Genomic DNA, 25811 nt, shown 5'->3' with positions numbered 1-25811 from the left:
AACGTCACCCACTTTTCATAAAAAGCGGTACGCGCATGCCTTCACGTTTGCGGTTCGTTTTTTTGGAACGCTCCCAAAGGCTCAGTTTATTATTGACCTCGCTCACACATAACCGCCAAGGTGTCATTGACCAGCAATGAAGTCCATTCCTTGTCATTCAAGCGCACCACAGTTGACACTTGTTTCTTTCCGACCACGGTTTGATAATTTCTATCCATTTGAACCCCCATCAAAGCAGCCTGCGGGTTGGTTTTATCAAACTGAAGGTCAACCTTTCTAAGGGTTTCATACAGCCGATTGCTCTCTTTACTGAAGCTCCAATCAGACAAGCCGATCAAATTGACCTCAACAGGTTTACCCTCTGAAGAGGTCTGAATGATGCGATCTTCATGCACCACCGTACCATTGGGATTGTATGTGGCATGTCCTCGAATCACCTTGGTAGTCCCAGAGGCATTAACGGGTATCGACACAGCACAGTTCCACACACCCGGCAATTTACTGCCATCCACAGCACTTTGCGCCAGAGCTGCTATATGGTGGCCTGACAAAGCCAAAATCACTGCTGAAATTTTTAATGCTGTTTTCATTAAGGTACTCCGTTGATGCGATGTTTAAATAACGATAAATCTAAAAATACGACAAACGTCATTACAAGCGTAATTACAAACATATTAAGGTCATTTAAGGTGACTCATAAAACACATAGCTGGTTGAGTAATCACTGATCTCAAAATACACCCGCTTTTCGCCTGGATCGACTTTACCATTCAGATTTAAATCAATTTTGCCATAGCCGTAGCGGTATGGGCGTGCGGTCTTGTCATCCGTACCCATGGCTGTTGAGATTTTATCCACCTCTAAAAAGCGTTTCACCAAAGTCGGCCCTGCATACACCTCTAAAATACCATTTGTGCCTGTCCAGTTCTGCACACTGCGGCCAATCTGGTTTTGAGTTTCTTGAGTGCATGCGCTCAACCCAACCACAGCGCCAACGCCGAGCAGAATGCCCATCATATGTAAACGTTTCACAGTATTCTCCTAAAGGAAGTACGCAGCATTTTGCTGCTTTCCCCGCATTATAACGCCTTCATTCAACAATGGTTTACGATATACTGCATAAATAATAATCACTTTCCAGTTTGACTTTCACCCCACAAAGGAGACACCATGAAACTCATCGGCTCACTCACCAGCCCTTTCGTTCGTAAAATTCGCATTTTATTGGCCGAGGAAAACATCCCTTACGAATTCCTCTTGGACGATGTTTGGGGGACAGATAGCAATGTCGCCCAATACAATCCCTTGGGACAAGTGCCTTGTTTGATTTTTGACAGCGGTTACACGCTATACGATTCAAGCGTCATAGAGGACTATTTAGAAGAAATCACCCCACTGCATGCGCCCTATAACAGCACAGCACGTTTGGAAGTGAAAAAATGGGCCGCACTCACGGGTGGCCTTACAGAAGCAGCGATTAAAATTAGAATGGAACAACTGCGTCCAGCGGACAAGCAAATGCAAAGTTGGATCGATCGTCAACAACTCAAAATCGATCGTGGATTGGTTGTGCTTGAGGAACAATTGACCCACCATTTGTGGTGCGCAAACAACGCTTACAGTGTGGCGGATGTGGCCGTAGTGTGCTTTCTAAATTGGCTCGACTTCCGCCTGCCCGAGATTGATTGGCGCAACGCCCATCCAAACCTCGTCAAACTCTCCGATTACCTGAATGCGCAGGCCGCATATTCAGAGACTTTGCCTCGTTTGGCCTAGCATTTAACCCCTCACAAGGATAAAACTCAAGCACCCATGAACCAACAAGCAACACCTACGCCTCCTTATGGTATAAAAAACACATAAAAAAGGCGTAGGCTGTTGGTTTGACTTATGTCATAAAAAGTAGTGTTCCACTTTTATCGAATCTCTGAGATAATACGTACTTCTTTTTCGCTTCATTTTGTCCTTTTTTGCATCACCGTCACGGATGTTACATGAACCTACTCGCCAAACTTTTGCCCGCCAATAACATCGAACTTGCAGTTGAAGCAAGCAGTAAAAAACGTGTATTTGAACATGCTGCCATGATGTTTGAAAACCAACAAGGAATCGAACACAGCAAAGTATTTGACAGCTTGCTGGCGCGCGAACGCCTTGGATCCACAGGTCTGGGACAAGGCGTGGCGATCCCCCATGGTCGCATCAAAGGATTAAAAGAAGCTGTGGCCGCCATTGTCGGTCTGAACAATCCAGTGGCATTCGACGCCCCAGATGCTCAACCTGTTTCTTTTTTGATTTTTTTACTCGTCCCCGAACAAGCCACCCAGCAACATCTTGAAATTTTATCCGAGCTGGCCGAACTGTTGTCTGACAAAAATCTTCGCGAAACCCTCAAATCAGCGAAAGGTGCAGGCGAAGTGTTACAACTGATCCAAACATGGCAGCCTACCCGCCGCCACCTCCACTAAAACCAAGGCGCAATGATGCGCCTTTTTTTCGAGAGTCACCACATGCAGTCGATCGCCACACTTTTTAACGATGTCTCGGAACGCCTTGAACTCGCTTGGCGGGCAGGCCAAGATGGGGCATTCCGCATTCTGGCCAAATCACGCACCGCCAGTGCAGATCTCGTCGGCCATTTGAATTTGATCCACTCTGCTCGCATTCAAATCATCGGCAAAGCAGAATTGGCTTATTTTGATTGGCTAACTGAAGAGAAACGGTTGGAATACCTCAACGATTTTCTGACCTATGGTGAACCCCCCGCCATGGTGGTCGGCGACAAGCTGGAACCGCCCCCATTCTTAATTGATTGGTGTAACGAACATGCCGTTCCTCTTTTCTCCAGCCCTGAATCATCGGCAGACCTCATTGACTATCTGCGTGTTTACTTTAACCGCATGTTTGCTGAGCAATGCACACGACATGGCGTGTTGATGGACGTACTCGGCGTCGGCGTATTGATTTGTGGGGATTCGGGCTTGGGTAAATCTGAGCTGGCTTTGGAGCTCATCAGCCGAGGCCATGGTCTGGTTGCCGATGATGCCGTCGAACTGTTGCGCACAGCACCCGATTATATTGAAGGCCGTTGCCCATGGTTGTTGCAAAATTTACTTGAAGTACGTGGCATTGGTTTACTCGACATCAAGACCATTTTTGGCGAAACCGCTGTGCGCCGTAAAATCAAACTGCGCTTAATTGCTCAATTGATTCGCCGCAGCGACCTGGAAGAACATTATGAACGCCTGCCATCACAAACCCTCACCGAAGAGATTCTTGGTGTTGATGTCAGAAAAGTGGTTTTACCTGTGGCCGCAGGTCGAAATTTGGCTGTTTTGCTTGAAGCGGCAGTGCGCAGCACAGTCATGCAATTGCGTGGTATCAACACACTGAAAGACTTCATGGAACGTCAACAATTGGCCATGGAACAAGAAAGCCAGCAAAACACCCAACTCAATGGGCAAAGTGAATTTTAATGAGTGCCCAGCCCCACAAAGGCCGGTTGCTTTATAACGAAATCCATCAAACCCTGACCTGCGAGGTCATTTGACTTCTTCTGGAGGTGGCGCATTGACGGAGCAACTCAAATGAAGTGAGGCGACCGAAATTAAAACCCTTCACTTAAACAAGTGCAACACAACTTTTGTCTTGCAATTAACCATAGACACCCGTACTCGGCTAAAAATTTCATGAACATCGTCCTCATCACAGGCCTCTCTGGTTCTGGCAAAAGCGTAGCCCTTAACCTGCTTGAGGACACCAGCTACTATTGCGTCGACAACTTGCCCGCCAACTTATTGCCCAATCTGGTTTCGACACTCGTCGTTCAAGGTCACACCAAAATCGCGGTCAGCATTGATGCACGCTCATCCGCCGACTTCACCAAATTGCCCGCTCAAATCGATGCATTTCGCAGTCAAGGTTTCGATGTGCACACGATTTTCCTTACCGCAGACGACAACACCTTGATTCAGCGCTTCTCTGAAACACGCCGTCGCCACCCCCTGTCACGCGAGCACACCGAAAATCAGGACACCACGCTGGCCGACAGCATCACACTCGAACGTGAGCGCTTGCTACCATTGCTTTCCGTATCCTCAGTGATTGACACCAGCACGCTAAAAGCCCGCCAACTGCAAACATGGATCAAAGATTTACTGGCACTGCGCAACGACCGCATGACTGTTTTGTTCGAATCGTTCGGTTTTAAACACGGGATCCCAATGGATGCCGATTTTGTCTTTGATGTTCGCTGCCTGCCCAACCCCTTTTATGACATCAAACTGCGTCCACAAACAGGACTGGATGAACCCGTCCAAATATTCCTCCAAGCACAGCCCGACACCCAATTGATGATTGATGACATCGAACAATTCATCACCCGCTGGTTACCACGTTTTGAGCAAGACAACCGCAGCTACCTGACCATCGCGATCGGTTGCACAGGCGGGCAACACCGCTCAGTTTACATTGCCCAAGCACTGGCCAAACGCTTTGCAACCGACGGCACCCATGCGGCTCAGCAGGTCTTGGTTCGGCATCGCACACTCAGTTAGGGAAATACAAAACAGCACCATCTGTTTCATTCTGAAAATCAATTCCGTGGATTAAATTTCACATCACTCAACCAAGGGAGTTTGTATGTCACATAAGCTAAAAATCTGCGCTGCCCTCTCCATTGTCCTACCCATTGCGGCATGGGCACAGTCCATCCCATGGGATAACATCAACACCCAATACCCCGTTTCATCCATTACACCGATTTTCAGTCAGCTGTTGATCACGTCCATTCCCCGGGGGTTTCAAATGGCGTTCGCCAATGCCTCTGACACAGGCTACATTCACGAACTGGTGCCAACAGGCGAAAACGTCAACCAATGGACGCAAATGCTAACGGTAACAGGTACAAAAAACGCAGCTCTCAATCCCGAACAGACCCCACAAAAAATGGCTGGCCTACTGGGGGCGGGTTTTCACAACTCATGTCCAAACTCTTTCAACGCTTATGCTTTCCCCAGCCCCCATCAAATCAATGGCTATGATTCAATCTCAGTCATTCTCAGCTGTGGCTCAACGCAAGCACCACAAAGAGAAACCAGCGAAACCGCACTGATTACAATCATTAAAGGTCAAAAAGATTATTACACGGTTCAATGGGCAGAACGGGGCGCCCCTTCTTCAACCCCCATCAACATCGACCTGCCCAAGTGGAGCTCAAGGCTGGCGCAACAGATTAAGCCCATTAAATTATGCGCTGTTGTTGCAGGTGAAAAAGCCCCTTATCCAAGCTGCCTCAATTCGACCAAATGAATTAAAAAACAAAAGCCCCCTGAACACATTCAAGGGGCTTTTTCACGACCGACCAAGCCTTACTGTTTCATCGCTAGGGTTTTGTGACCAGCACCGCATAGTGAAAAAACACCGGCGCCGCATACAAAATCGCATCCAATCGATCCATGACCCCCTGTTGACCGCCCGTCAACTCACCCCAGTCCTTAATGCCCAAACTCAACGTGATGCCACGCATGACCAAACGCCCAAACAACGATGCAAACGAAATCAACACCCCTGCAATCGCAGCCTGCCAAAACGTAAAGGGGGTGAACCAAAAGAACGACGATGCAATCGCCGCATTTGCCGCCGCACTCACCAACAAACCAGGCCAAGTCACCCGACTGTGGATTTGTGGTGCAATGCGACCTTTCCGATGACGGAAAAAATAATCCGCCAAGTGTTGCCACAACATCGCACAACGCACCAAGGTCAAGAAAAACAACAGCAACAAAGCGCGACTTTGCGTGGAAAATGAATCCACCGCATCAATGTACAAAATCGCCACCGTGTGACTCAAACAATACACCGAAATCATCAAACCCCATTGCAAAGCGGCTTTGCGCGATAAAAACTTATCCACGTCTTCACGCACCACCGAAAACACAGGCAACAGCAAAAACGCATACACAGGGATCAGCACCGTGAAGAAACCAAATTCACGCATGCCAATCAGTAAATATTGCAGCGGGATGAATACAAAAAAAGCGAAAAACAAGGAACGGTAATCACCTCGGTTCACAGGCGTAAGTGTGATGAACTCGCGCAAACCAAGAAAAGAAATGATCGCGCACACCACCAAAGCCCCCACCAAGCCAAAGACGCTGACCAAAGCAGAAATGAAAAACACCCACCAAAATGCAGCCAGATGACGTTGCGTGCGCAATAAAAACACGCGCCGCCCTTTCAGCTCATGCCGATCTGCACGTTTCAACGCCACATACGCAATGATGTGCGCCAGCCCAACCAACAAGGTCAATCCCAGTAAAGTGAACCAAAACAGCTCGTAATCTGTCCACGTCCGATAGTTCATCATAACGTCACCCCTTGTTGAAATGGCGCACGGGCATCAATCACCGCTTGGCGAGCACGCATGAGGAAGACATCCTTGTCCTCACCTTCTTTTAAAAACAGCGGTTTACCAAAACGCGCCGTACACACCAAGGGCACCGGCCAAAAAGCCCCTTTGGGCATGATGCGATTGAGGTTTTCAAGGTAAACAGGCACGAGCTCGACATTCGGAAATTTTTGTGCCAAATAATAAATGCCCGACTTAAACGCTTGCGGGATGGCCTCTTTGTTGCGCGTGCCTTCTGGGAAGATAATCAAAGAATCGCCTTGCGCCAAAGTCGCATACAAAGGCTCAAGCGGATCACCTTCGGTTCGATCTTCTTTGCTGCGAGCGATGAATACGGCATTTAAGCCTTCAGTGACAATATAACGTTTAAACTTGCTTTTGCCCCAATAATCAAACGCCGCAACAGGGTGCGTGCGGGCTTGGAGGTGCGTCGGCAAAGCGGCCCAAATCGCCAATGTGTCAATGTGACTGGTGTGGTTGGCAAAATAAATGCGCTGAGTGGCCACAGGCTTGCAGCCGATCCAACGCGGATACGCCCCAATGAGCAAGCGAATGAGCAATTGCAAAAAACGAGAGATGAACATAGGCCAACCCTTAAAATATTTTAATTGAGGTGGGTGATCACGTGAGCAGAACCCAGTTCAACCCATCGTCGCTTTAAAAAGATTAAAGCACTCATACGACGAGCCCAACGGTTGTGCCGCATCCGCATGAACAACATTCGCATTATGGCGCAGACACGAACCATTCGTGCTATTTTTTCACTTTCAACAGGTTGGCCAAATAATGCCCTGTGAAACTGACTGCGGACTGTGCGACGGTTTCAGGCGTGCCTTCAGCAATGATTTGACCACCACCCGCGCCCCCCTCAGGCCCCATGTCGATCACCCAATCTGCGGTTTTAATCACATCCAGATTGTGCTCAATGATGACCACCGTGTTGCCTTGGCCGCTGAGCTTATTGATCACGCCCAGCAACAACTCAATGTCAGCAAAATGCAAGCCCGTGGTCGGCTCATCGAGGATGTACAAAGTGCGTCCCGTGTCGCGTTTGCTCAGTTCCAACGCGAGTTTGACCCGCTGCGCTTCACCACCTGACAATGTGGTCGCTGATTGACCCAAAGTGATGTAGCCCAAACCCACATCGAGCAAGGTTTTCAACTTGCGGGCAATGGTGGGCACGGCGCTGAAGAACCCATGCGCTTGTTCAACCGTCATCAACAGCACCTCGTGGATGTTTTTGCCTTTGTACTGCACGCCCAGCGTTTCGCGGTTGTACCGCTTACCATGACACACATCGCATGGCACATACACGTCGGGCAAAAAGTGCATTTCAACGCGAATCACGCCATCGCCTTGACACGCCTCACATCGCCCGCCTTTGACATTGAACGAGAATCGCCCAGGCTGGTAACCGCGTTCTTTGGCAGCAGGCACTTCAGCAAACAATTCCCGCACAGGCGTGAACAAACCCGTGTAAGTCGCAGGATTTGAACGCGGCGTGCGCCCGATCGGCGACTGATCCACATTGATCACTTTATCAAAATGCTCTAAGCCTGTGATTTTTTCATACGGTGCGGGCTCTTCGGTGCTGGCACGGTTGATGTGCTTGGCCGCCGCAGAATACAAGGTTTCGTTAATCAAAGTTGATTTACCCGAACCCGACACACCCGTGACACAAGTCAACAGGCCAACAGGCAAATGCAAATCAACATGCTTCAAATTATTGCCACTCGCACCATGAATCACCAGTTCGCGTTCGTCTCGTACGCGACGCTCAGTCGGCACCTCAATGCGCCGTTTGCCCGAAAGAAAATGCCCCGTGGCAGATGTCGCGTGCTGTTCGATTTGTTCTGGTGTGCCTTGTGCCACAATCACCCCCCCATGCTCACCCGCACCCGGCCCCATGTCCACCACGTAATCTGAGGCACGAATCATGTCCTCGTCGTGCTCGACCACGATGACCGAATTGTCCAAATCACGCAAATGTTTCAAGGTCTCGATCAAACGGTCGTTGTCGCGTTGATGCAACCCAATCGATGGTTCATCCAACACATACATCACCCCCGTTAAACCCGAACCAATTTGTGAAGCCAAACGAATCCGCTGCGCTTCGCCACCTGACAAGGTGTCTGCACTGCGGTCAAGCGAAAGATAATCCAAACCGACATTGTTTAAAAACTGCAAACGCGAGACAATTTCTTTGATCACGCGATCAGCGATTTCTTTTTTTGCGCCTTTAAGGCTCAAGGTTTTAAAATGATTCAAACTGTCGCGCAGCGACAAATGTGCCACCTCATGCAAGGTGCGCGAGGATTCGCCATCGCCCACGCGAACATTTCGAGCCGACTCACGCAATCGCGTACCATGGCAAGAAGGGCAACTTTGTACATTTTGTAATTTCGATAATTCTTCTCGAATCGTCACGGAGTCTGTTTCTTTGTAGCGGCGTTCTAAATTGGGAATCACCCCTTCAAACGTGTGTTCGCGCACCACAGCACGCCCTTTATCAGACAAATACGTGAATGGAATCACGGTGCGGCCTGAACCGTACAAAATCCGCTGACGCGCTTCATCGGCAAGTGATTCAAACGGCGCGTCAATGTCAAAGCCATAAAACGCCGCCAAACCTTGCATCATGGCGAATGAATACGTGTTGCGCTTGTCCCACCCCTTGATTGCCCCACTGCCAAGCGATAAGCTTGGAAAACCCACCACACGTTTGGGATCAAAAAAGGTCACGTTACCCAAACCATCACACTCAGGGCAGGCGCCCATGGGGTTATTGAATGAGAACAAGCGCGGCTCCAACTCGGCAATGGCATAATCGCACATGGGGCAAGCAAACTTGGCGCTGAACAATTGTTCCACTTTGGTGTCCATGTCCACCGTGATCGCACGCCCCTCAGCCAAACGCAAGGCGGTTTCAAAACTTTCAGCCAAGCGTTGATTGATGTCGGGCTGCACTTTAACGCGATCCACCACCACTTCAATGGTGTGTTTTTCAGTTTTTTTCAATGTGGGCACACTGTCCACATCATAAATTTGCGCCACACTGGTGTTCGCCGTACCACCGCCAGAACGAATCCGAAAGCGCACAAAACCCTGTGCTTGCATTTGCTCGAATAACTCTTCATGCGTCCCTTTGCGGTTGACCACCACGGGTGCAAGTATCATTAACTTGGTGTTTTCTGGCAAGGCAACAATCGCATCAACCATTTGCGACACGGTTTGCGACGACAACGGCACATCGTGGTGTGGGCAATACGGCGTGCCGACGCGGGCAAACAGCAGGCGCAAGTAATCATGAATCTCGGTCACCGTACCCACCGTTGAACGCGGATTGTGACTGGTGGCTTTTTGTTCAATCGAAATCGCAGGCGACAGGCCTTCAATCAAGTCCACATCGGGCTTTTCCATCAGCTGCAAAAATTGACGCGCATACGCCGACAGGCTTTCCACATAACGGCGTTGACCTTCTGCATACAGCGTATCAAACGCCAAACTCGATTTGCCCGAACCCGACAGCCCTGTGATGACCACGAGTTTTTGACGCGGCAGATCCAACGAAATGTTTTTAAGGTTATGCGTGCGCGCACCGCGAATCTTGATTTCACTGTTCATGCTGATTTCCAAAAAGTAAAAAGGCCGCGCAAGAGGATAAAGAAGACGCAGCAAACCTGTTACTATAACGTTTTTCCCATGTTCTTGCTGCACCTTGCGCACGCTTATTCTTTTTCTGAAATCCAATGTCCACAACCCCAGTCTTATCCCCCCTTGAACGCAGCATCAGCACCCGCCTTGCCTTGGTTTTTGCCTTGCGCATGTTTGGATTGTTTGTGGTGTTACCCATTTTCATGCCCTATGCCAACAGCTTGCCCATCGGCCATTTTCCTCTGCTTGATGTGCAATCCGACCATGCACGCGCCATCGCGGCAGGCTGGGCAATGGGCGCATACGGCTTGACACAAGCATTCCTGTACATCCCGTATGGCATCGCTTCTGACAATTGGGGGCGAAAACGCATCATCACCATCGGCTTGCTCATTTTTGCAGCAGGTGCACTGTGGGCGGCCTATGCCGATACGGTGTTTTCACTCGCGTGCGCGCGTGCGCTACAAGGTGCGGGTGCAGTCAGCAGCGTGGTGGTGGCGATGGTTGGTGACACCACACGCCCTGAAGTGCGCACGCGTGCCATGGCCATGGTTGGCATGAGCATTGCATTGACCTTTGCACTCTCATTGATCGTTGCACCCGTGTTATTCGCCTCCATTGGCATGCATGGGGTGTTCATCCTCATTGCAGCCCTGGCCTTGCTTGCCATCGGTTTGGTCGCCTCGATTCCGCTTCAACAAAGTGCCACAGCCATCAGCAGCGCGACCAGTTTGAAAGCCGTGCTCGCCGATGCGCAACAATGGCGTTTAAATGGTGGGGTGTTTGTCTTGCATGCGGTACAAATGGCCATGTGGGTCGTTTTGCCACAGCGTTTGAACGACTTGAACATGAGTCACAGCGCGAGCGCGTGGCTGTATTTCGCGGTCATTCTCGTCAGCATGGGCGTCATGGTGCCCTTGATCATCCGTGCTGAAAAGCATGGCAAAATGCAATCGGTGATGGCGCTGTCCATCGCTTTGGTGGCCGTGGCTCAGATCGGTTTGGCTTTGAATGTGGGCGGATTGGCTGGCATTGCCACAGCTTTATTGCTGTTTTTCATCGGCTTTAATGTGCTTGAAGCCACTCAGCCTTCATTGCTGTCGAAACTCACTCACCCTGCCACCAAAGGTGCGGCCGCAGGCGTGTATAACACCGTACAAGCATTGGGCCTGTTTGCAGGTGCTGCGGGTGGGGCATGGCTGAATGCACATTTCAGCGGATACGGTCTGTTCCTCAGCACGGCTGCATTGTCAGGGGCATGGTTATGGATGCATTTGAGTCAGCCGATGGCACCCTGACACATTCATCACCATAGACATCAAAAAAGCCAATCCGAAGATTGGCTTTTTATCATGCAACGTGATCAACAAGGCATGGCTTAGAAATTGTATTGCAAGCCCAAGCCCAAGTAATCTGCAGCTTTCCAGTTTGCACCACGTTTAAAGTAGTGATCGTAGTCTGCGCGCAATGCGAGGTTGTTGGTCAGGCTGTAAGCCAAGCCAGCACCCGCAGTCAAGCGTGTTTTGCGATCGCTGTAACCTGTTGATGTGTGTTTCACACTGGCGGCACCCAATTTAGCAAACAAACGTGTTTTATCAGCCACCAAGCCACCCAAAGTCACGCGGCCACCAAAAGTTTTGTTGCGTACATCAGCCGCAGCCAAACCATCGGTGAAATCGTGTCGTTTGGCATATTGGTAGAACAATTCTGCACCGACCAACTTATTGAATTGCAAACCAGCACCGAGTTGACCTGCAACCTCTGTGTCACGGTCATGCAGCAAAGCACCACCCACTTTGTCACGCAAAGCACCGACCGTACCAAACACGTATGGGCTCAATGTTTTAGCCACAACAGGTGCAATCACGGGTGCAGGCGGTACAATCACGACAGGTGAAGTGGCAACAGGTTGAGGGATGGCCACAGGGCGTGGGATGGGGCCTGAGAAATTGTTATCACACTGCTTCATGCTCACACGAACAGGCTGACCTGTTGCATTCGCATACACATTCACAGCCATGTTAGGGCTGTAAGGCACATACTTGCCTTGCAACGCTTTTGACACGCCGTCACGGCCAAATTGATGAGCCGCACCTGCATCACAAGCACCCAAACGATAATTGCCACCCAAATCAGCCAAACGCGTCACTTTAACTTGCGTTTCGCCTGCACGACGTAAAGCGGGCTTGGTTGTGAATGATTGGTAAAACTTGGCGTTACCATTTTGTACTGCAGCATCACATTCAGCTGCGTTGTCATAACCCACGTTACCGTGAGCATCCGTCACCATACCGGCATGCGCACCCGTTGATGCAAACACGCCTGCTGCCAAAACAGCCGCTGCTGATAAAATTTTTGCGTTATACATGTTTTTTCCTTAAGAAAACAATAAGTCAATAAATCAAGTTGACGATACGATCATGGCCATTGGCTGGCACGTTGAGTGCACACCAACCCCCTTCCCTCACAATAAATCAGATGAAGCACATCGCACCCACCGACTCAACTCTGATTCATTATATGACTTTTTGGTGGATGATACATGTAGATGGGTAAATTTAACGCACATTAGGGACAATAAAAGCACAAAATTAGTTTTATTGGGGCGGTGTGCACACCATTCACGCATTATTCACACAGCATTCATTCGAAACATTAGGCAAAACCTTATAGATACTTCATAAAATCAGGCCATTAAATGGCACTCAACGGGCACATGTCGTTTTAAATAAACATTTAAAAGCACCTTAAGCTTAAGGTGCTTTTTGTCAGGTGATGACAGTGGGTTGCAAGCGCCCCGTTTTCTGAGCAATTTGAGAAAAATCATTTGCAATGGCGATCAATCCCGACAACGCCACTTGAGTATCCAAGTCATGCAGCGCTGGGTCTGCCTCATAACGTTCGATGTACACGCGAATGGTCGCCCCAGAAGTACCCGTCCCAGACAGGCGGTACACAATGCGCGAGCCCCCTTCAAACACCACCCGCAACCCTTGATTGTTCGACACACTGCCGTCAATCGGGTCAAGGTAGCTGAAATCATCCGCTGCAGCGACTTTCAAACCACCCAAGGATTGCCCCACCAAGGTCGGCAATTGCGCTTTGATGTGATTCATCACACTGTTGGCGGCCTCGGTCTCGACTTCTTCATAATCATGGCGCGTGTAATAGTTGCGCCCGTAAGTCGCCCAATGCTCTTTCATGATGTCGACCACGCTCATGCGGCGTTTCGCTAAAATTGAAATCCACAACAACACCGCCCACACGCCATCTTTTTCACGCACGTGATCCGAACCTGTCCCTGCGGACTCTTCGCCACACAAGGTAATGCGTCCTGCATCGAGCAAATTACCAAAAAATTTCCAACCCGTCGGCGTCTCAAAACATTCAACCCCCAACGCCGCCGCCACTCGATCAACCGCGCCGCTGGTGGGCATGGAGCGCGCCACGCCCGCCAAACCTTTGGCATAAGCAGGTGCACACGTGGCATTTGCAGCCAACACCGCCAATGAATCCGATGGTGAGACAAACATATCGCGCCCAATGATCAAATTGCGATCGCCATCACCATCCGATGCAGCACCGAAGTCAGGGGCATGCTCCCCCATCATGATGTCATACAACTCTTTCGCATGGACAAGATTGGGATCAGGATGGTGCCCATTAAAATCAGGCGATGGTGTGCCATTCATGACCGTGCCTTTGGCTGCACCCAGCGCATCTTCAAAAATGGCGTGGGCATAAGGCCCCGTGACCGCATGCATGGCATCAAATTTCATCGTGAAACCACTTTTGAAAAACGCACGCAGCACGTCAAAATCGAACAATTGCTGCATCAACTCTTGATAATCAACCACTGAGTCGATCACCTCCACCGTCATGTCGCCCACGGTGTGCATGCCAATTCGCCCAACATCGACATCGGCAGCTTCCACCATGTCATACGCTGTGATGTGGGTGCTGTACTCATAAATCGCATCGGTGATTTTTTCAGGCGCAGGACCACCGTTGTCGCCATTGAATTTAATTCCAAAATCACCCTCTGGGCCGCCCGAATTGTGCGACGCCGATAAAATAATGCCACCAAAAGCCTTATATTTACGAATCACACACGAGGCCGCAGGTGTCGACAAAATGCCATGTTGCCCCACCAACACGCGTGCAAAACCTTGGGCAGCGGCCATCCGCAAAACAACTTGAATCGCCTCAAGGTTAAAATAGCGACCATCCCCCCCAACCACCAAGGTTTTACCTGTGAAACCGCCCTCTGGTTTGACCGCTGCAAAAATGGAGGCCACAAAATTGGCCAGATAATGGGGCTGCTGAAACACCGTGACTTTTTTGCGCAGACCGCTGGTGCCGGGCTTCATGCCTGAGATGGGTTGGGTTTGAATGGTGATTTTCATGTTTGATGTCCCTCTTTTTATTAACAATAATCGTGTCGAACTTGAGTGTTATGGTGTTATGTGCGCTCAGTCAAAGCCAGCTTTACTGCCAAAGCGCCAAATGCTGCAGCAAAACTGCGGCGCATCCACATCATCACATTGGGGCGAGACACGACGTGATCACGCATGCTGGCAGCAAGCACGCCATACATTGAGAACACAATGAATGTCATCAGCATAAAAACACCTGACAACTCCGCCATTTGAAACAATGGATGAATTTCTTGTGATGAAATGAATTGCGGTAAAAAGGCCACAAAGAAGATGGACAGTTTTGGATTTAAAATATTGAGCAAAACACCATCCATTAATATGCGCGCATTGCTGTGCTGTATGTGTTCGGTGCTGACATTCAACGCTCCTGTTTCCCGCAAGGTGTGCCACGCCATGTACAACAAATAAACGATGCCCGCATACTTAATGGCGTTAAATGCCACCGCACTGGCGTGCAACAAAGCAGCCAAACCCAGCAGCGCGGCGGCCAAGTGCGGCAAAATACCTAGGGTACAGGCAAAAGCCGCAAACACGCTGGCTTTTGCCCCACGAGATAAACCTGCGGCCAAGGTATAAATGGCTCCCGTGCCAGGGGAAGCAACAATGATGAATGTGGTCAACAAAAACTCTGGTGTCATACCCCCTCCCTTATGACAAACTATCCCAACAAGCCCCGATACAATGCCTCATATTGCTTCGCGGAGCGACGCCAAGCCACATCGGATCGCATGCCTGCGTGTTGAATGGCTCGCCACACTTTAGCCTGAGCATACAGACTCACCGTACGCGCAATCGCGGTTTGAAACCCTTCACGCGTCACCTGATGAAACTGAACCCCCGTCGCCACACCAGCAGTGACAGCGGCGTCATTGGCATCAATCACCGTGTCGGCCAAGCCACCAACAGTCGATACCACGGGAACGCAGCCATAACGCAAACCATAAAGCTGGGTCAATCCACAAGGCTCAAAACGCGATGGCACGAGAATGGCATCGCTCCCGCCTTGTATCAAATGCGACACGCCCTCATCATAACCAATGTGCACACCCACGTGGCTGGGGTATTTGGCCACAGCAGCATACAATGCCGCTTCAAGGGCTTGGTCTCCCGTTCCCAGCACCACCAAACGCGCCCCCATGGCCACCAATGCATCAATGCTGTCGGTGACGATGTCAATGCCTTTTTGCCATGTCAATCGGCTGACAATGCAGAACAAAGGGGCATCACTGTGTGGCAAATTAAAATGTTTTTCCACCGCATGTTTATTCGCCTGGCGCGCACCCAATGTTTTTTCATCAAAGGTGCTGGCGAGCTGCGCATCTGTTGCTGGATTCCAAATCGCCATGTCGATGCCATTGACAATGCCACTCACCGCATGACCGCGCAACCGCAACAAACCATCCAAACCCATACCACCTTTCGTGGTGCAAATTTCCCGTGCGTAAGTTGGGCTGACCGTCGTTACAGCATCGGAAAATTGAATGCCCGCTTTTAAATACCCCACGCCACCATAATATTCGACACCATTGATGTCAAATGCTTCAGGCGGCAAACCCAGCTTGGGAAATATATTGGCTAGAAACTGCCCTTGAAAGGCAAGATTGTGTACCGTCAATACGGTTTTTGGACGGTGTTTGCCTTGTCCTAAAAAATGCAAATAAGCGGGTGCCATCGCCGCTTGCCAATCATGCGCATGCAGTACATCGGGCGCGTAACCCTCCACCTCACCCCAGCCGACCATCGCCGCCGCCAGCGACAAGGCGGCAAAACGCACAGGATTATCAGGCCAATCCATGCCTGATGCGTCAGAATAAGGATTACCCACGCGGTTGAACAAATGCGGCGCATCCAACACCAACAAGGCCACGCCTTTGACCGTTGCTCGGAAGATCTGGGCATCACCACCAAAATAATTCGGCAACGCCAATACCATATCCGACTCACCCGCATCACTCAACGCCCCCATCACGACAGGGTAACCAGGAATCAGCGTGGTCAATACAATCGATGCTTTGGTCGTAGACAACTCACCCAAGGCAAAAGGCAAAGCACCGACCACATCCGCCAACCCACCCGTTTTAATGAAGGGGTACATTTCAGAGGCCACCGCAAGGATGTGAAAAGGCTTAGATTTAGCACGTGTGGATGCCTTTGCCGCTTTGACTTTTGGCGGACTGACACCAGCGCTTGTGGTGCTGGCCGACCCATCAACCGCAGCCACACTTACCTTCGCCTTGGCTTTGGGCTTGGCTTTTGGCTTTGCGGCCGCCTTGGCCGTGACTTTCACCACATCAGCAACTTCAGAAGTGGCGATAGAATCAGCTGTTTTCGTTTTAACCATCATGACAGGACTTTATAAACAATGAAACACGGTAAAAAAAACCGATCGATAACAAACGATCATTTTAAATGCAAGAATGCCAATGCCCTTGGACACCCATGGAGGTATATGGGGCATCATTTGAAACACACCTACAACCTCATCACCGCACACCGACAACTCGCATGACTTCGATGCGCGGTCAGATGATTATAATTTTAAAGCATCAATCATGGGCTGTGTCACCAAGCAAATGCCTTTTTCTGTGCGACGGAAGCGTTGTGCATCCAACACAGGGTCTTCGCCAATCACCAAGCCTTCAGGGATAATCACACTGCGATCAATCACCACATTGGTCAAACGTGCAGAACGACCAACTGAAGCGTAAGGCAGAATCACCGCTCCATCCACACTTGAAAATGAGTGTGCTTTTACGCCCGTGAACAACAATGATTTATTCACGCTCGCACCTGACACAATGCAATCGCCCGACACCAATGAGCCAATTGCCATGCCACGGCGGCCGTCTTCATTGTGCACAAATTTTGCCGGCGCAGTGATTTCACTGTGCGTCCAAATCGGCCAGTCATGGTCGTATAAATCCAAAGCGGGAACGACATCGGTTAGATCAATATTGGCATCCCAATACGCATCGACAGTACCGACATCACGCCAGTAATGTTCTGCCTCGTGATCAGAGCGCACACAAGATGCAGAGAAGCGATGGGCAACCGCTTTACCATGTTTGACAATATTGGGCACGATGTTTTTACCGAAATCATGGTCTGAGCTTGGGTCTGCGGCGTCCTCTTTTAACGCTTGAATCAAAAAATCGGTATCAAACACATAAATGCCCATTGATGCGAGTGCCACATCAGGGCTGCCCGGCACGCACGGGGGATCGGCTGGTTTTTCAACGAAATTGATGATGGTGTCTTGATCATCCACATGCATCACGCCAAATGCCACAGCCTCCATGCGAGGCACTTCCAAACAGCCCAGTGTGATGTCCGCATTGGAATCCACGTGCTGCTGGATCATGATTTCATAATCCATTTTGTAAATATGATCACCTGCGAGCACAACAATGTATTTGGTGTTGTAAGTTTCGATGATGTCAATGTTTTGGAACACCGCATCCGCCGTACCCGTATACCAAGAATCCTCAGACACGCGCTGACTGGCGGGCAAAATATCAAAACTCTCATTGCGTTCAGGACGTAAAAAATTCCAACCCCGAGTCAAATGGCGGATCAAGCTGTGTGCTTTGTACTGTGTGGCGACACCAATGCGGCGAATGCCAGAATTGAGCGCATTGGACAAAGCAAAGTCGATGATGCGGGTTTTGCCACCAAAAAATACGGCTGGCTTTGCACGGCGATCCGTCAGCTCCATCAAGCGAGAGCCACGCCCCCCAGCAAGAACGAAAGCCATTGCATCACGGGCAAGACGGCGGTTTTGGTTGTTTGAACTCATTTTTATGTCTCCAATAATATATCAAAAAAAGTTTAACCCGACTTTTTTTGGTTTTAGTTAACCCTCCACCACAACGAAGCACGATGAGAGGGGGATTACACGGTTAAAATCACGCCAACACAAACATCAATGTCGATAACGGTGGCAAAGTCAACTCAACCACCGCAGGAAACTGTGCACCTTCTTGCGCATGTGCAAAAGCCTCTCCCAAATTACCCATGCCACTGCCACCATACACCTGCGCATCCGAATTCATGCACTCAATCCAACGCCCAGCAACAGGCATCGGCACACGATAGCCTAAACGCGGCACGGGTGTGAGATTGCTCACCACCACCACAGGTTTGCTGCCGTCCAGACCACGACGCACCCATGCAAACACCGACTGCTCACGATCATCCACAATCAACCACTCGAAGCCGCCGCCTTCGCAATCTTTCTCATACAAGGCTGGCACGGTGCGGTACAAATGATTCAAATCACGCACCAAGTTTTGCACCCCTTTGTGGGTATCATAGCCCAACAAATGCCAATCTAAACCTATGTTTTCGTTCCATTCTGAACGCTGCGCAAACTCTTGCCCCATGAACAACAGTTTTTTGCCAGGATAACCCCACATGAAGGCATAATACGCACGCAGGTTGGCAAATTTTTGCCAATCGTCCCCCGCCATTTTGGTCAACAGCGTGCCTTTACCATGCACCACTTCATCATGTGACAATGGCAAGACGAAATTTTCTGCAAAAGCATACATCACACCAAACGTCAGCTCATTGTGGTGGTATTGGCGGTGAATCGGCTCTTGTTTGAAATAGCTCAGTGTGTCATGCATGAAACCCATGTTCCACTTAAAACCAAAGCCCAAGCCGCCCGCGTCCACAGGATGAGACACCCCAGGGAAAGAAGTGGACTCTTCGGCAATCGTCACCACACCCGCATGTGCGGCGTACACCGCACTGTTGGTGCGTTGCAAAAACGAAATCGCCTCCAAGTTTTCCCGACCGCCATACTCATTTGGAATCCACTCCCCTTCTTTGCGTGAATAATCCAAGTACAGCATTGATGCCACAGCATCCACACGCAAACCATCCAAATGATAACGATCCAACCAAAACAATGCATTGTTCATCAAAAACTCAGACACTTCGGTGCGACCAAAATTAAAAATGGCCGTATTCCAATCAGGGTGAAACCCCTTGCGCTTGTCTTCATGCTCGTACAATGCCGTACCATCGAAATACGCCAGGCCGTGTGCATCGGTTGGAAAATGTGCAGGCACCCAATCCAAAATCACACCAATACCCGCTTGGTGCGCAGCATCGACAAAATGAGCAAAACCTTCAGGCGCACCAAAACGCGCTGTGGGTGAGAACAAACCCGTCGGTTGATAACCCCACGATGCGTCCAACGGATGTTCCGTGATCGGCAACACCTCAATGTGCGTGTAACCCAGCTCTTGCACATAGGGGATCAGACGAGCAATCAAATCATCGTAGCTCAGAAATCCACCATCATCGGCACGTTGCCATGAACCCAAATGCACTTCATAAATGCTCATGGGTTTTTGACGGGCATCACCCTGTGCTCGAGCATCCAGATAATCGGCATCATGCCATTGAAAATCCCAAGTAGAGACCACTTTCGAACCGTTGGACGGACGCAGCTCAGAAGCCTGTGCAAAAGGATCGGCCTTCAAAGGCAAAACCTGACCTTGGCCGTCATACAGCTCGTATTTGTACACCGTGCCCACAGGCAAGTCAGGAATAAAAATTTCCCAAACACCACTGTCGGTTCTACGGCGCATGATGTGACGGCGACCGTCCCAATCATTGAACTCACCCACCACCGCCACACGAGATGCATTGGGTGCCCACACGGCAAAATGCACACCCGTCACGCTCTCGAACATCATGGGATGCGCACCGAATTTATCAAACAATTTTAAATGCGTGCCCGCAGAAAAATAATAATCGTCAATCGGCCCCAACACAGGGCCAAAAGTATAGGGATCGACCCACCGCCAAGAATGCCCCCCTTGATGCGCCTCAGCGATCAAAGCGGTGCGCTCAGGTAACTTGTTCGCAGGAATAAAGCCCACAAAAAAGCCCGCGTCATGAACGCGGACTAAATTCGCAAGCAACACTCCCGATAAAGTTTCAACGGTGACACGCTCAGCCGATGGCGCAAAAAGGCGTACGGCCCAGCCCCCATCAACTTGATGAAGGCCAAGGACATCAAATACATTGTTGTGCTGCCCAACAACAATGGCTTCGACATCCGATGACGCCGGGGAAGTCAGCGCAAGCAATGCGTCGTGTGTGATTTCAGTTGTCATATATGTCTCTAATAATTATGTCAAAAAAAGCGCATCACTTTTTCTGGTGAATGGAGTACAACGTGTTAAATCAAATGCATGACACACAGCACTCGGTCGAGTGCCATGTGCGTATTGCTGAATGTTCATTGAGAACGGTGAAACAAGTCAAAAGCCACTTCCCCCATGATTTGTTTGTATTTATTTATTGCTGTGTTGACGGTTTTTCCGGACATCTGCAAAAAACCATCAACACCCCCTTTTTGACTTGCGTGGACTCAATTGGTCGGCACATTCCAAATTTCTTCCGCATACTCACGGATGGTGCGATCTGAAGAGAACCAGCCCATGTTTGCCGTATTCAAGATGGCCTGTGTTTGCCACGCGTCTTGATTGTGCCACAACACATCCATCTCACGCTGTGCATTCCAATAGGCTTGGAAATCGGCGGCCACCAAGAAATGGTCCGAATTCCACATCATGTCCACCAGACCTTGATAGCGATGCTGATCATTTGGCGAGAACGTGCCGCCCGCGATGCCTTCAAGCACTTCTTTCAAAGCAGGTGTGGCCTCAATCACTTCACGTGAACTGTAACCTTTGATGCGCAAAGCTTCAACTTCTTGTGCCGTCATGCCAAAAATTTTGATGTTGGCCGCACCTACGTGCTCCAACATTTCGACGTTCGCACCATCCAGCGTACCAATCGTCAATGCGCCATTCAAACCAAACTTCATGTTGCCTGTGCCCGACGCCTCCAAGCCAGCGGTCGAAATTTGTTCTGACAAATCGGCTCCAGGCATGATGATTTCAGCAGCCGACACATTGTAATTCGGAATGAAGACCACTTTGAGCAGGTCACGCACCGATGGATCGTTGTTAACGACACTGCCGACATCATTAATCAAATGGATGATTGATTTGGCTTGCCAATAGCTCGCAGCGGCCTTGCCCGCAAACACTTTCACGCGCGGCACCCAGTTTTTATGCGGGTTGGCGCGAATTTCGTTATACAAGGCAATGGTTTCAAGGATGTTGAGCAACTGACGTTTGTACTCATGGATGCGTTTCACTTGCACATCAAACATGGCCGTCGGGTCGACTTTAACCCCCACTCGATCGTGAATCAATTGTGCCAAGCGGGCTTTGTTCGACTGCTTCACCTCTGCAAATTTGGCGCGGAAAACAGGGTCTTGCGCGAATGGAATCAAGTCTTTCAGCTTTTCGGTGTCATCCATAAAGCCATCACCAATGGTTTCACGCAACAAAGCCGTCAAGGCTGGATTGGCCTCCATCAACCAGCGACGAGGTGTCACGCCATTGGTTTTATTGGTGATGCGATCAGGAAACACACTGTGCAATTCCTTGAACACCGTTTGTTTCATTAAATAAGAATGCAACCCTGCGACACCATTGACCTTATGCGCACCGACGAACGCAAGGTTGCCCATGCGCACGTGACGGCTGCCTTGCTCGCCGATCAAAGAGACCGCAGAGATTGTGCCGTCATCCATGCCTGCCGCTTTCACATGCTCCAGCAAACGTGCATTGATGGCATAAATGATCTGCATGTGGCGCGGCAACATGCGTTCGATCAAGTTAACAGGCCATGTTTCAAGGGCTTCAGGCAACAAGGTGTGGTTGGTATAAGAAATCACGCCATTGGTGATCGCCCAAGCTTCATCCCACTTCATGTTGTGATGGTCGACCAACACACGCATCAACTCAGCAACAGCCAAAGCAGGATGGGTGTCGTTCAATTGCATTGAAACTTTATCGGCCAAATTATCGAGCGTATTGTATTGCTGCAAATGGCGGCGCAAAATATCCTGAACAGAGGCCGAAGTGAAGAAAAATTCTTGGCGCAAACGCAGCTCTTGACCCGACGAACTCGAATCCGCTGGATACAACACGCGCGAAATACTTTCTGCACGGTTACTTTCAGACAAAGCCCCCAAGTGATCGCCGCTGTTGAATAAATCCAACTTGATCGGCACCGTTGAACGTGCGCGCCACAAGCGCAACGTATTGACTTTTTCACCACGCCAGCCCACAACGGGTGTGTCATACGCAATCGCCATCACATTTTCAGCAGGCTTCCAAGTGGATGTGGTTGCACCATCCCAGTCTTTGGTGACCTCAACTGTGCCGCCAAAACCGATCGAATACGATGATTCTTTGCGCTGGAATTCCCATGGGTTACCGAAAGACAGCCATTCTTCAGGGTATTCCATTTGGGCGCCATCTTCAATCGCCTGGCGAAACAAACCGTGATCGTAACGAATGCCATAACCATATGCAGGCACACCAACGGTGGCCATAGACTCCATAAAGCAAGCCGCCAAACGACCCAAACCACCATTGCCTAAGGCCGCATCGGGCTCAAGCTCACGAATGAAGTCAATGTCGACGTTCAACTCAGCCAAAGCCTCCTTGATGCCACTGGTCAAATCCAAATTGTTCATGGCATCGCGCATCAAGCGACCAATGAGAAACTCAAGCGAAAGATAATACACACGCTTTTTCTCAGCGCGGTAGTTGTCACGTGTGGTGGCCATCCAACGATCAACAATGTGATCGCGTACAACAAGGATGGTGGCGGTCAACCAGTCATTGCTGTTGGCTGAAATGGGGTCTTTACCAACCGAATAAGCCAATTTGGCTAAAATTTCGGTTTTGAGATGCACTGGATCATTGACGCGTCCTTCTGGCGTCAAATCTTCCAAATGCGCGTTCGCGTTTGCTTCTGGGGCGTAAGCACCCGCAGCGATGGTGTGTTCTGTCATCGTTTACCCTCTGTTGCTGTTAAAATATTTTTTCCATTGTAGCGCGGTTATTCTCGTAATGCCACAAAACTTTCTGCTAACTTACAAAGCTTACACGGGTCACTGGCTTCACTTCCTTTGAACTTCAATCACCCACATGCTCATTTTTTAAAAAAGCCTCTAAAAATCAGTGGTTTTGATGTAACATGCGTCATAAGGCGATCATAAATCCGTCTCCAAGCAGAAATACAACACCACAGATAAGCCGTCATTTAAACCAAAAAAATGATGTTTATTATTAATATTAACTGTTTTTATTTACACGCTCATGAAAACAACCCTGCCCGCACTGCCCGACCACATCCAGCCCACTTATGAACATCTTGAGCGTTATTTGCCGCATTTATGGCCAACCGCAGGGAGCGCACTGGAATCTCGATTGCATGCGCATTTCCCAGCCCTATATGAGCAGTTTAATGCGCTATACCACCATCGCAGTGACATGTTTTTTCACCTACTGGAACTGTTGCAAACGGTGTTTATGGCAGCCAAAGCTCGACCAGATGACCTGATTCAGCTTGATCAAACGCGCGAGCAACATGTCGATTACTTTTCATCGAATCACATGGTTGGTGCAGTGGGTTATGTGGATTTATATGCAGGCAATTTAAAAGGCTTGCGCGCCAAACTTCCCGCCCTCAAACAACTGGGTGTGACTTATTTACACCTCATGCCGCTGTTCACTTGTCCTGAAAACAACAGCGATGGCGGTTACGCAGTCAGTGACTTTCGCCGTGTGCGTGCCGATTTGGGCACAATGAGCGAATTGGCACAATTGACCGCTGAGCTGCGCGCCGATGGCATCAGCGTGTGTTTGGATTACATTCTAAACCACACATCAGATGAGCACGATTGGGCAAAACGGGCTCTGGCTGGCGAAAAAGAGTATCAGGATTTCTTTTGGATGTTTGAAAACCGCGACCTCCCCGATCAATATGAGCTCAATTTACGTGAAATTTTCCCCGAACAAGCGCCAGGCAACTTCCTTTGGAATGAAACCTTGCAACGTTGGGTGTGGACAACATTCAATCATTTTCAGTGGGATTTAAACTACACCAACCCCGCTGTGCTCAATGCGATGCTCGGAGAAATGTTGTTTCTGGCCAACCAAGGTGTTGAAGTGTTGCGTTTGGATGCGGTCGCTTTTATTTGGAAACAGCTCGGTACCCCATGTGAAAACTTGCCACAAGCCCATCAGCTGGTGCGCGTTCTCAATGCCGCCGCCAAGATCGCAGCACCCGCGCTGACATTCAAATCTGAAGCCATTGTGCACCCCGATGACATCATCAAGTACATTGATGTCGATGAGTCTCAATTGTCCTACAACCCAACTTTCATGGCTTTGCTCTGGGAGGCACTGGCGACTCGAGACGTGCGCATGCTGCAATACGCCATGAGCAAACGCTTTGATTTACCGCCACATTGCGCATGGGTCAACTACATCCGTGTACACGATGACATTGGCTGGTCGTTTGCAGATGAGGATGCAATTGACTTGGGCATTCAACCTTTTGACCACCGCCAGTTTTTAAATCAATTTTACACAGGGCAATTTGAAGGCAGCTTTGCCCGTGGCGTGCCATTTAACTACAACCCAATCACCAAAGACATGCGCATTTCAGGCACAACCGCTTCATTGTGCGGCCTTGAATCGGCCTTGGGTGACACTGAGTTGACCCAAGAAGCCATTGCCCGCATTTTGCTCATGCACGGCATCATTCTTGCCTGTGAAGGGATACCGTTGATTTATCTCGGCGATGAGATGGCCACGCTCAACGATTACACATACGAAAATGACCCTCACCAAGCGAATGACAGCCGTTGGGTTCATCGCCCACGCCACGACACTGCCCGCTTTATCGAAGCACAAAGCGGCAACAGCGCAGCCGCCCAAGTGTATCGAGGTTTACAGGCATTGATTCATGCACGCAAACAGTTGAGCGCCGTCGTGGCTGAAGGTGAGCACACTGATTTCAAATGGGCAGGTAATGTACATGTTTTAAAGATTTCCCGTGGCAATCGCTTCGTCCTGTTGACCAACTTCTCAGAAACCCCTCAAACGATTGAACTGCCTGTCCACATGCGTCACGCGCAAGACACAATAAGCGGCACGGTTTTATCCGATGCCCTTCATGTGACACTCGCTGGATTACAACAAATGTGGCTCATCCAACAGTAGATCGCAACACGCCATTTTTCAAAGCTTTAGCTTTCTAGCTTTTTAGCTTTTTAGCTTTTTAGCTTTTTAGCTTTTTAGCTTTTTAGCTTTTTAGCTTTTTAGCTTTTTAGCTTTTTAGCTTTTTAGCTTTTTAGCTTTTTAGCTTTTTAGCTTTTTAGCTTTTTAGCTTTTTAGCTTTTTAGCTTTTTAGCAAAG

At 49.6% G+C, this 25811-nt stretch carries 19 protein-coding genes; 7 read left to right on the top strand and 12 right to left on the bottom strand.

The genetic code is table 11. From position 1 onward, the window contains the following. Nucleotides 1–89 precede the first annotated feature (89 nt). The gene (locus DTO96_RS03585) at nt 90–590 is read right to left on the bottom strand and encodes a hypothetical protein (protein WP_114562247.1); all 501 of its coding nucleotides are present in this window, start codon (nt 588–590) and stop codon (nt 90–92) included. A gap of 94 nt (nt 591–684) precedes the next feature. After that, nucleotides 685–1017 (bottom strand): hypothetical protein, encoded by a 333-nt coding sequence (locus tag DTO96_RS03580; protein WP_114562246.1) that lies wholly within the window; start codon nt 1015–1017, stop codon nt 685–687. A gap of 153 nt (nt 1018–1170) precedes the next feature. Between DTO96_RS03580 and DTO96_RS03575 the strand changes: the two genes are divergently transcribed. The 5 genes from DTO96_RS03575 (at nt 1171) to DTO96_RS03555 (ending at nt 5310) form a co-directional block, all read left to right on the top strand. Further along, nucleotides 1171–1776 carry a glutathione S-transferase N-terminal domain-containing protein gene (locus DTO96_RS03575; RefSeq protein ID WP_114562245.1) on the top strand — a complete coding sequence of 202 codons (606 nt, stop codon included), beginning with the start codon at nt 1171–1173 and terminating at the stop codon, nt 1774–1776. A 218-nt stretch (nt 1777–1994) separates the two neighbouring features. Next, nucleotides 1995–2468: a PTS IIA-like nitrogen regulatory protein PtsN gene (ptsN, locus tag DTO96_RS03570; protein ID WP_114562244.1), complete on the top strand. Its 474-nt coding sequence runs from the start codon at nt 1995–1997 to the stop codon at nt 2466–2468. 42 nt (nt 2469–2510) lie between these two features. Further along, nucleotides 2511–3476 (top strand): HPr(Ser) kinase/phosphatase, encoded by a 966-nt coding sequence (hprK, locus tag DTO96_RS03565; protein ID WP_114563906.1) that lies wholly within the window; start codon nt 2511–2513, stop codon nt 3474–3476. Nucleotides 3477–3689: 213 nt separating this feature from the next. Next, a complete protein-coding gene (gene rapZ, locus DTO96_RS03560) occupies nt 3690–4556 on the top strand; it encodes an RNase adapter RapZ (RefSeq protein WP_114562243.1) in 867 nt (288 codons plus the stop codon). An 85-nt stretch (nt 4557–4641) separates the two neighbouring features. After that, nucleotides 4642–5310 (top strand): hypothetical protein, encoded by a 669-nt coding sequence (locus DTO96_RS03555; protein ID WP_114562242.1) that lies wholly within the window; start codon nt 4642–4644, stop codon nt 5308–5310. A 73-nt stretch (nt 5311–5383) separates the two neighbouring features. Here the strand turns inward: DTO96_RS03555 and DTO96_RS03550 are convergent, their stop codons facing one another. The 3 genes from DTO96_RS03550 to uvrA form a co-directional block, all read right to left on the bottom strand. Beyond that, on the bottom strand, nt 5384–6367 hold the full coding sequence (locus tag DTO96_RS03550; protein WP_114562241.1) for a phosphatidate cytidylyltransferase: 984 nt from the start codon (nt 6365–6367) through the stop codon (nt 5384–5386). Beyond that, complete coding sequence (locus DTO96_RS03545) at nt 6364–6993, bottom strand: lysophospholipid acyltransferase family protein (RefSeq protein ID WP_114562240.1); 630 nt, start codon at nt 6991–6993, stop codon at nt 6364–6366. Before DTO96_RS03545 ends, DTO96_RS03550 begins: the two co-directional genes overlap by 4 nt. Before the next feature lie 169 nt (nt 6994–7162). Further along, nucleotides 7163–10033 carry an excinuclease ABC subunit UvrA gene (gene uvrA / locus DTO96_RS03540; protein WP_114562239.1) on the bottom strand — a complete coding sequence of 957 codons (2871 nt, stop codon included), beginning with the start codon at nt 10031–10033 and terminating at the stop codon, nt 7163–7165. A 125-nt stretch (nt 10034–10158) separates the two neighbouring features. Between uvrA and DTO96_RS03535 the strand changes: the two genes are divergently transcribed. After that, entirely contained in the window at nt 10159–11361 is a 1203-nt protein-coding gene (locus DTO96_RS03535) for an MFS transporter (protein WP_114562238.1), read from the top strand. Between the two features lie 80 nt (nt 11362–11441). Here the strand turns inward: DTO96_RS03535 and DTO96_RS03530 are convergent, their stop codons facing one another. The 7 genes from DTO96_RS03530 to DTO96_RS03500 form a co-directional block, all read right to left on the bottom strand. Further along, nucleotides 11442–12431, bottom strand: coding sequence for an outer membrane protein (locus DTO96_RS03530; RefSeq protein ID WP_114562237.1), 990 nt, complete (start codon nt 12429–12431; stop codon nt 11442–11444). Between the two features lie 400 nt (nt 12432–12831). Continuing rightward, nucleotides 12832–14469 (bottom strand): alpha-D-glucose phosphate-specific phosphoglucomutase, encoded by a 1638-nt coding sequence (locus tag DTO96_RS03525; protein WP_114562236.1) that lies wholly within the window; start codon nt 14467–14469, stop codon nt 12832–12834. A gap of 56 nt (nt 14470–14525) precedes the next feature. After that, a complete protein-coding gene (locus DTO96_RS03520) occupies nt 14526–15140 on the bottom strand; it encodes a LysE family translocator (protein ID WP_114562235.1) in 615 nt (204 codons plus the stop codon). 20 nt (nt 15141–15160) lie between these two features. Next, nucleotides 15161–16846, bottom strand: coding sequence for a glycogen synthase GlgA (gene glgA / locus DTO96_RS03515; protein WP_225972551.1), 1686 nt, complete (start codon nt 16844–16846; stop codon nt 15161–15163). 186 nt (nt 16847–17032) lie between these two features. After that, nucleotides 17033–18298, bottom strand: a complete 1266-nt coding sequence (gene glgC, locus DTO96_RS03510; RefSeq protein WP_114562234.1) for a glucose-1-phosphate adenylyltransferase — start codon at nt 18296–18298, stop codon at nt 17033–17035. 109 nt (nt 18299–18407) lie between these two features. Beyond that, nucleotides 18408–20633 carry a 1,4-alpha-glucan branching protein GlgB gene (gene glgB, locus DTO96_RS03505; RefSeq protein ID WP_114562233.1) on the bottom strand — a complete coding sequence of 742 codons (2226 nt, stop codon included), beginning with the start codon at nt 20631–20633 and terminating at the stop codon, nt 18408–18410. 257 nt (nt 20634–20890) lie between these two features. After that, nucleotides 20891–23398 carry a glycogen/starch/alpha-glucan phosphorylase gene (locus DTO96_RS03500; protein WP_114562232.1) on the bottom strand — a complete coding sequence of 836 codons (2508 nt, stop codon included), beginning with the start codon at nt 23396–23398 and terminating at the stop codon, nt 20891–20893. A 307-nt stretch (nt 23399–23705) separates the two neighbouring features. Here DTO96_RS03500 and DTO96_RS03495 point away from each other — a divergent pair, with 307 nt between their 5' ends. After that, complete coding sequence (locus DTO96_RS03495) at nt 23706–25616, top strand: alpha-amylase family protein (protein ID WP_114562231.1); 1911 nt, start codon at nt 23706–23708, stop codon at nt 25614–25616. Nucleotides 25617–25811: the final 195 nt, after the last annotated feature.

This window comes from Ephemeroptericola cinctiostellae (assembly GCF_003339525.1).
Taxonomy (GTDB): domain Bacteria; phylum Pseudomonadota; class Gammaproteobacteria; order Burkholderiales; family Burkholderiaceae; genus Hydromonas; species Hydromonas cinctiostellae.
Note: the sequence above shows the minus strand (reverse complement) of the source record. Positions and strands in the feature narration are given on the sequence as shown.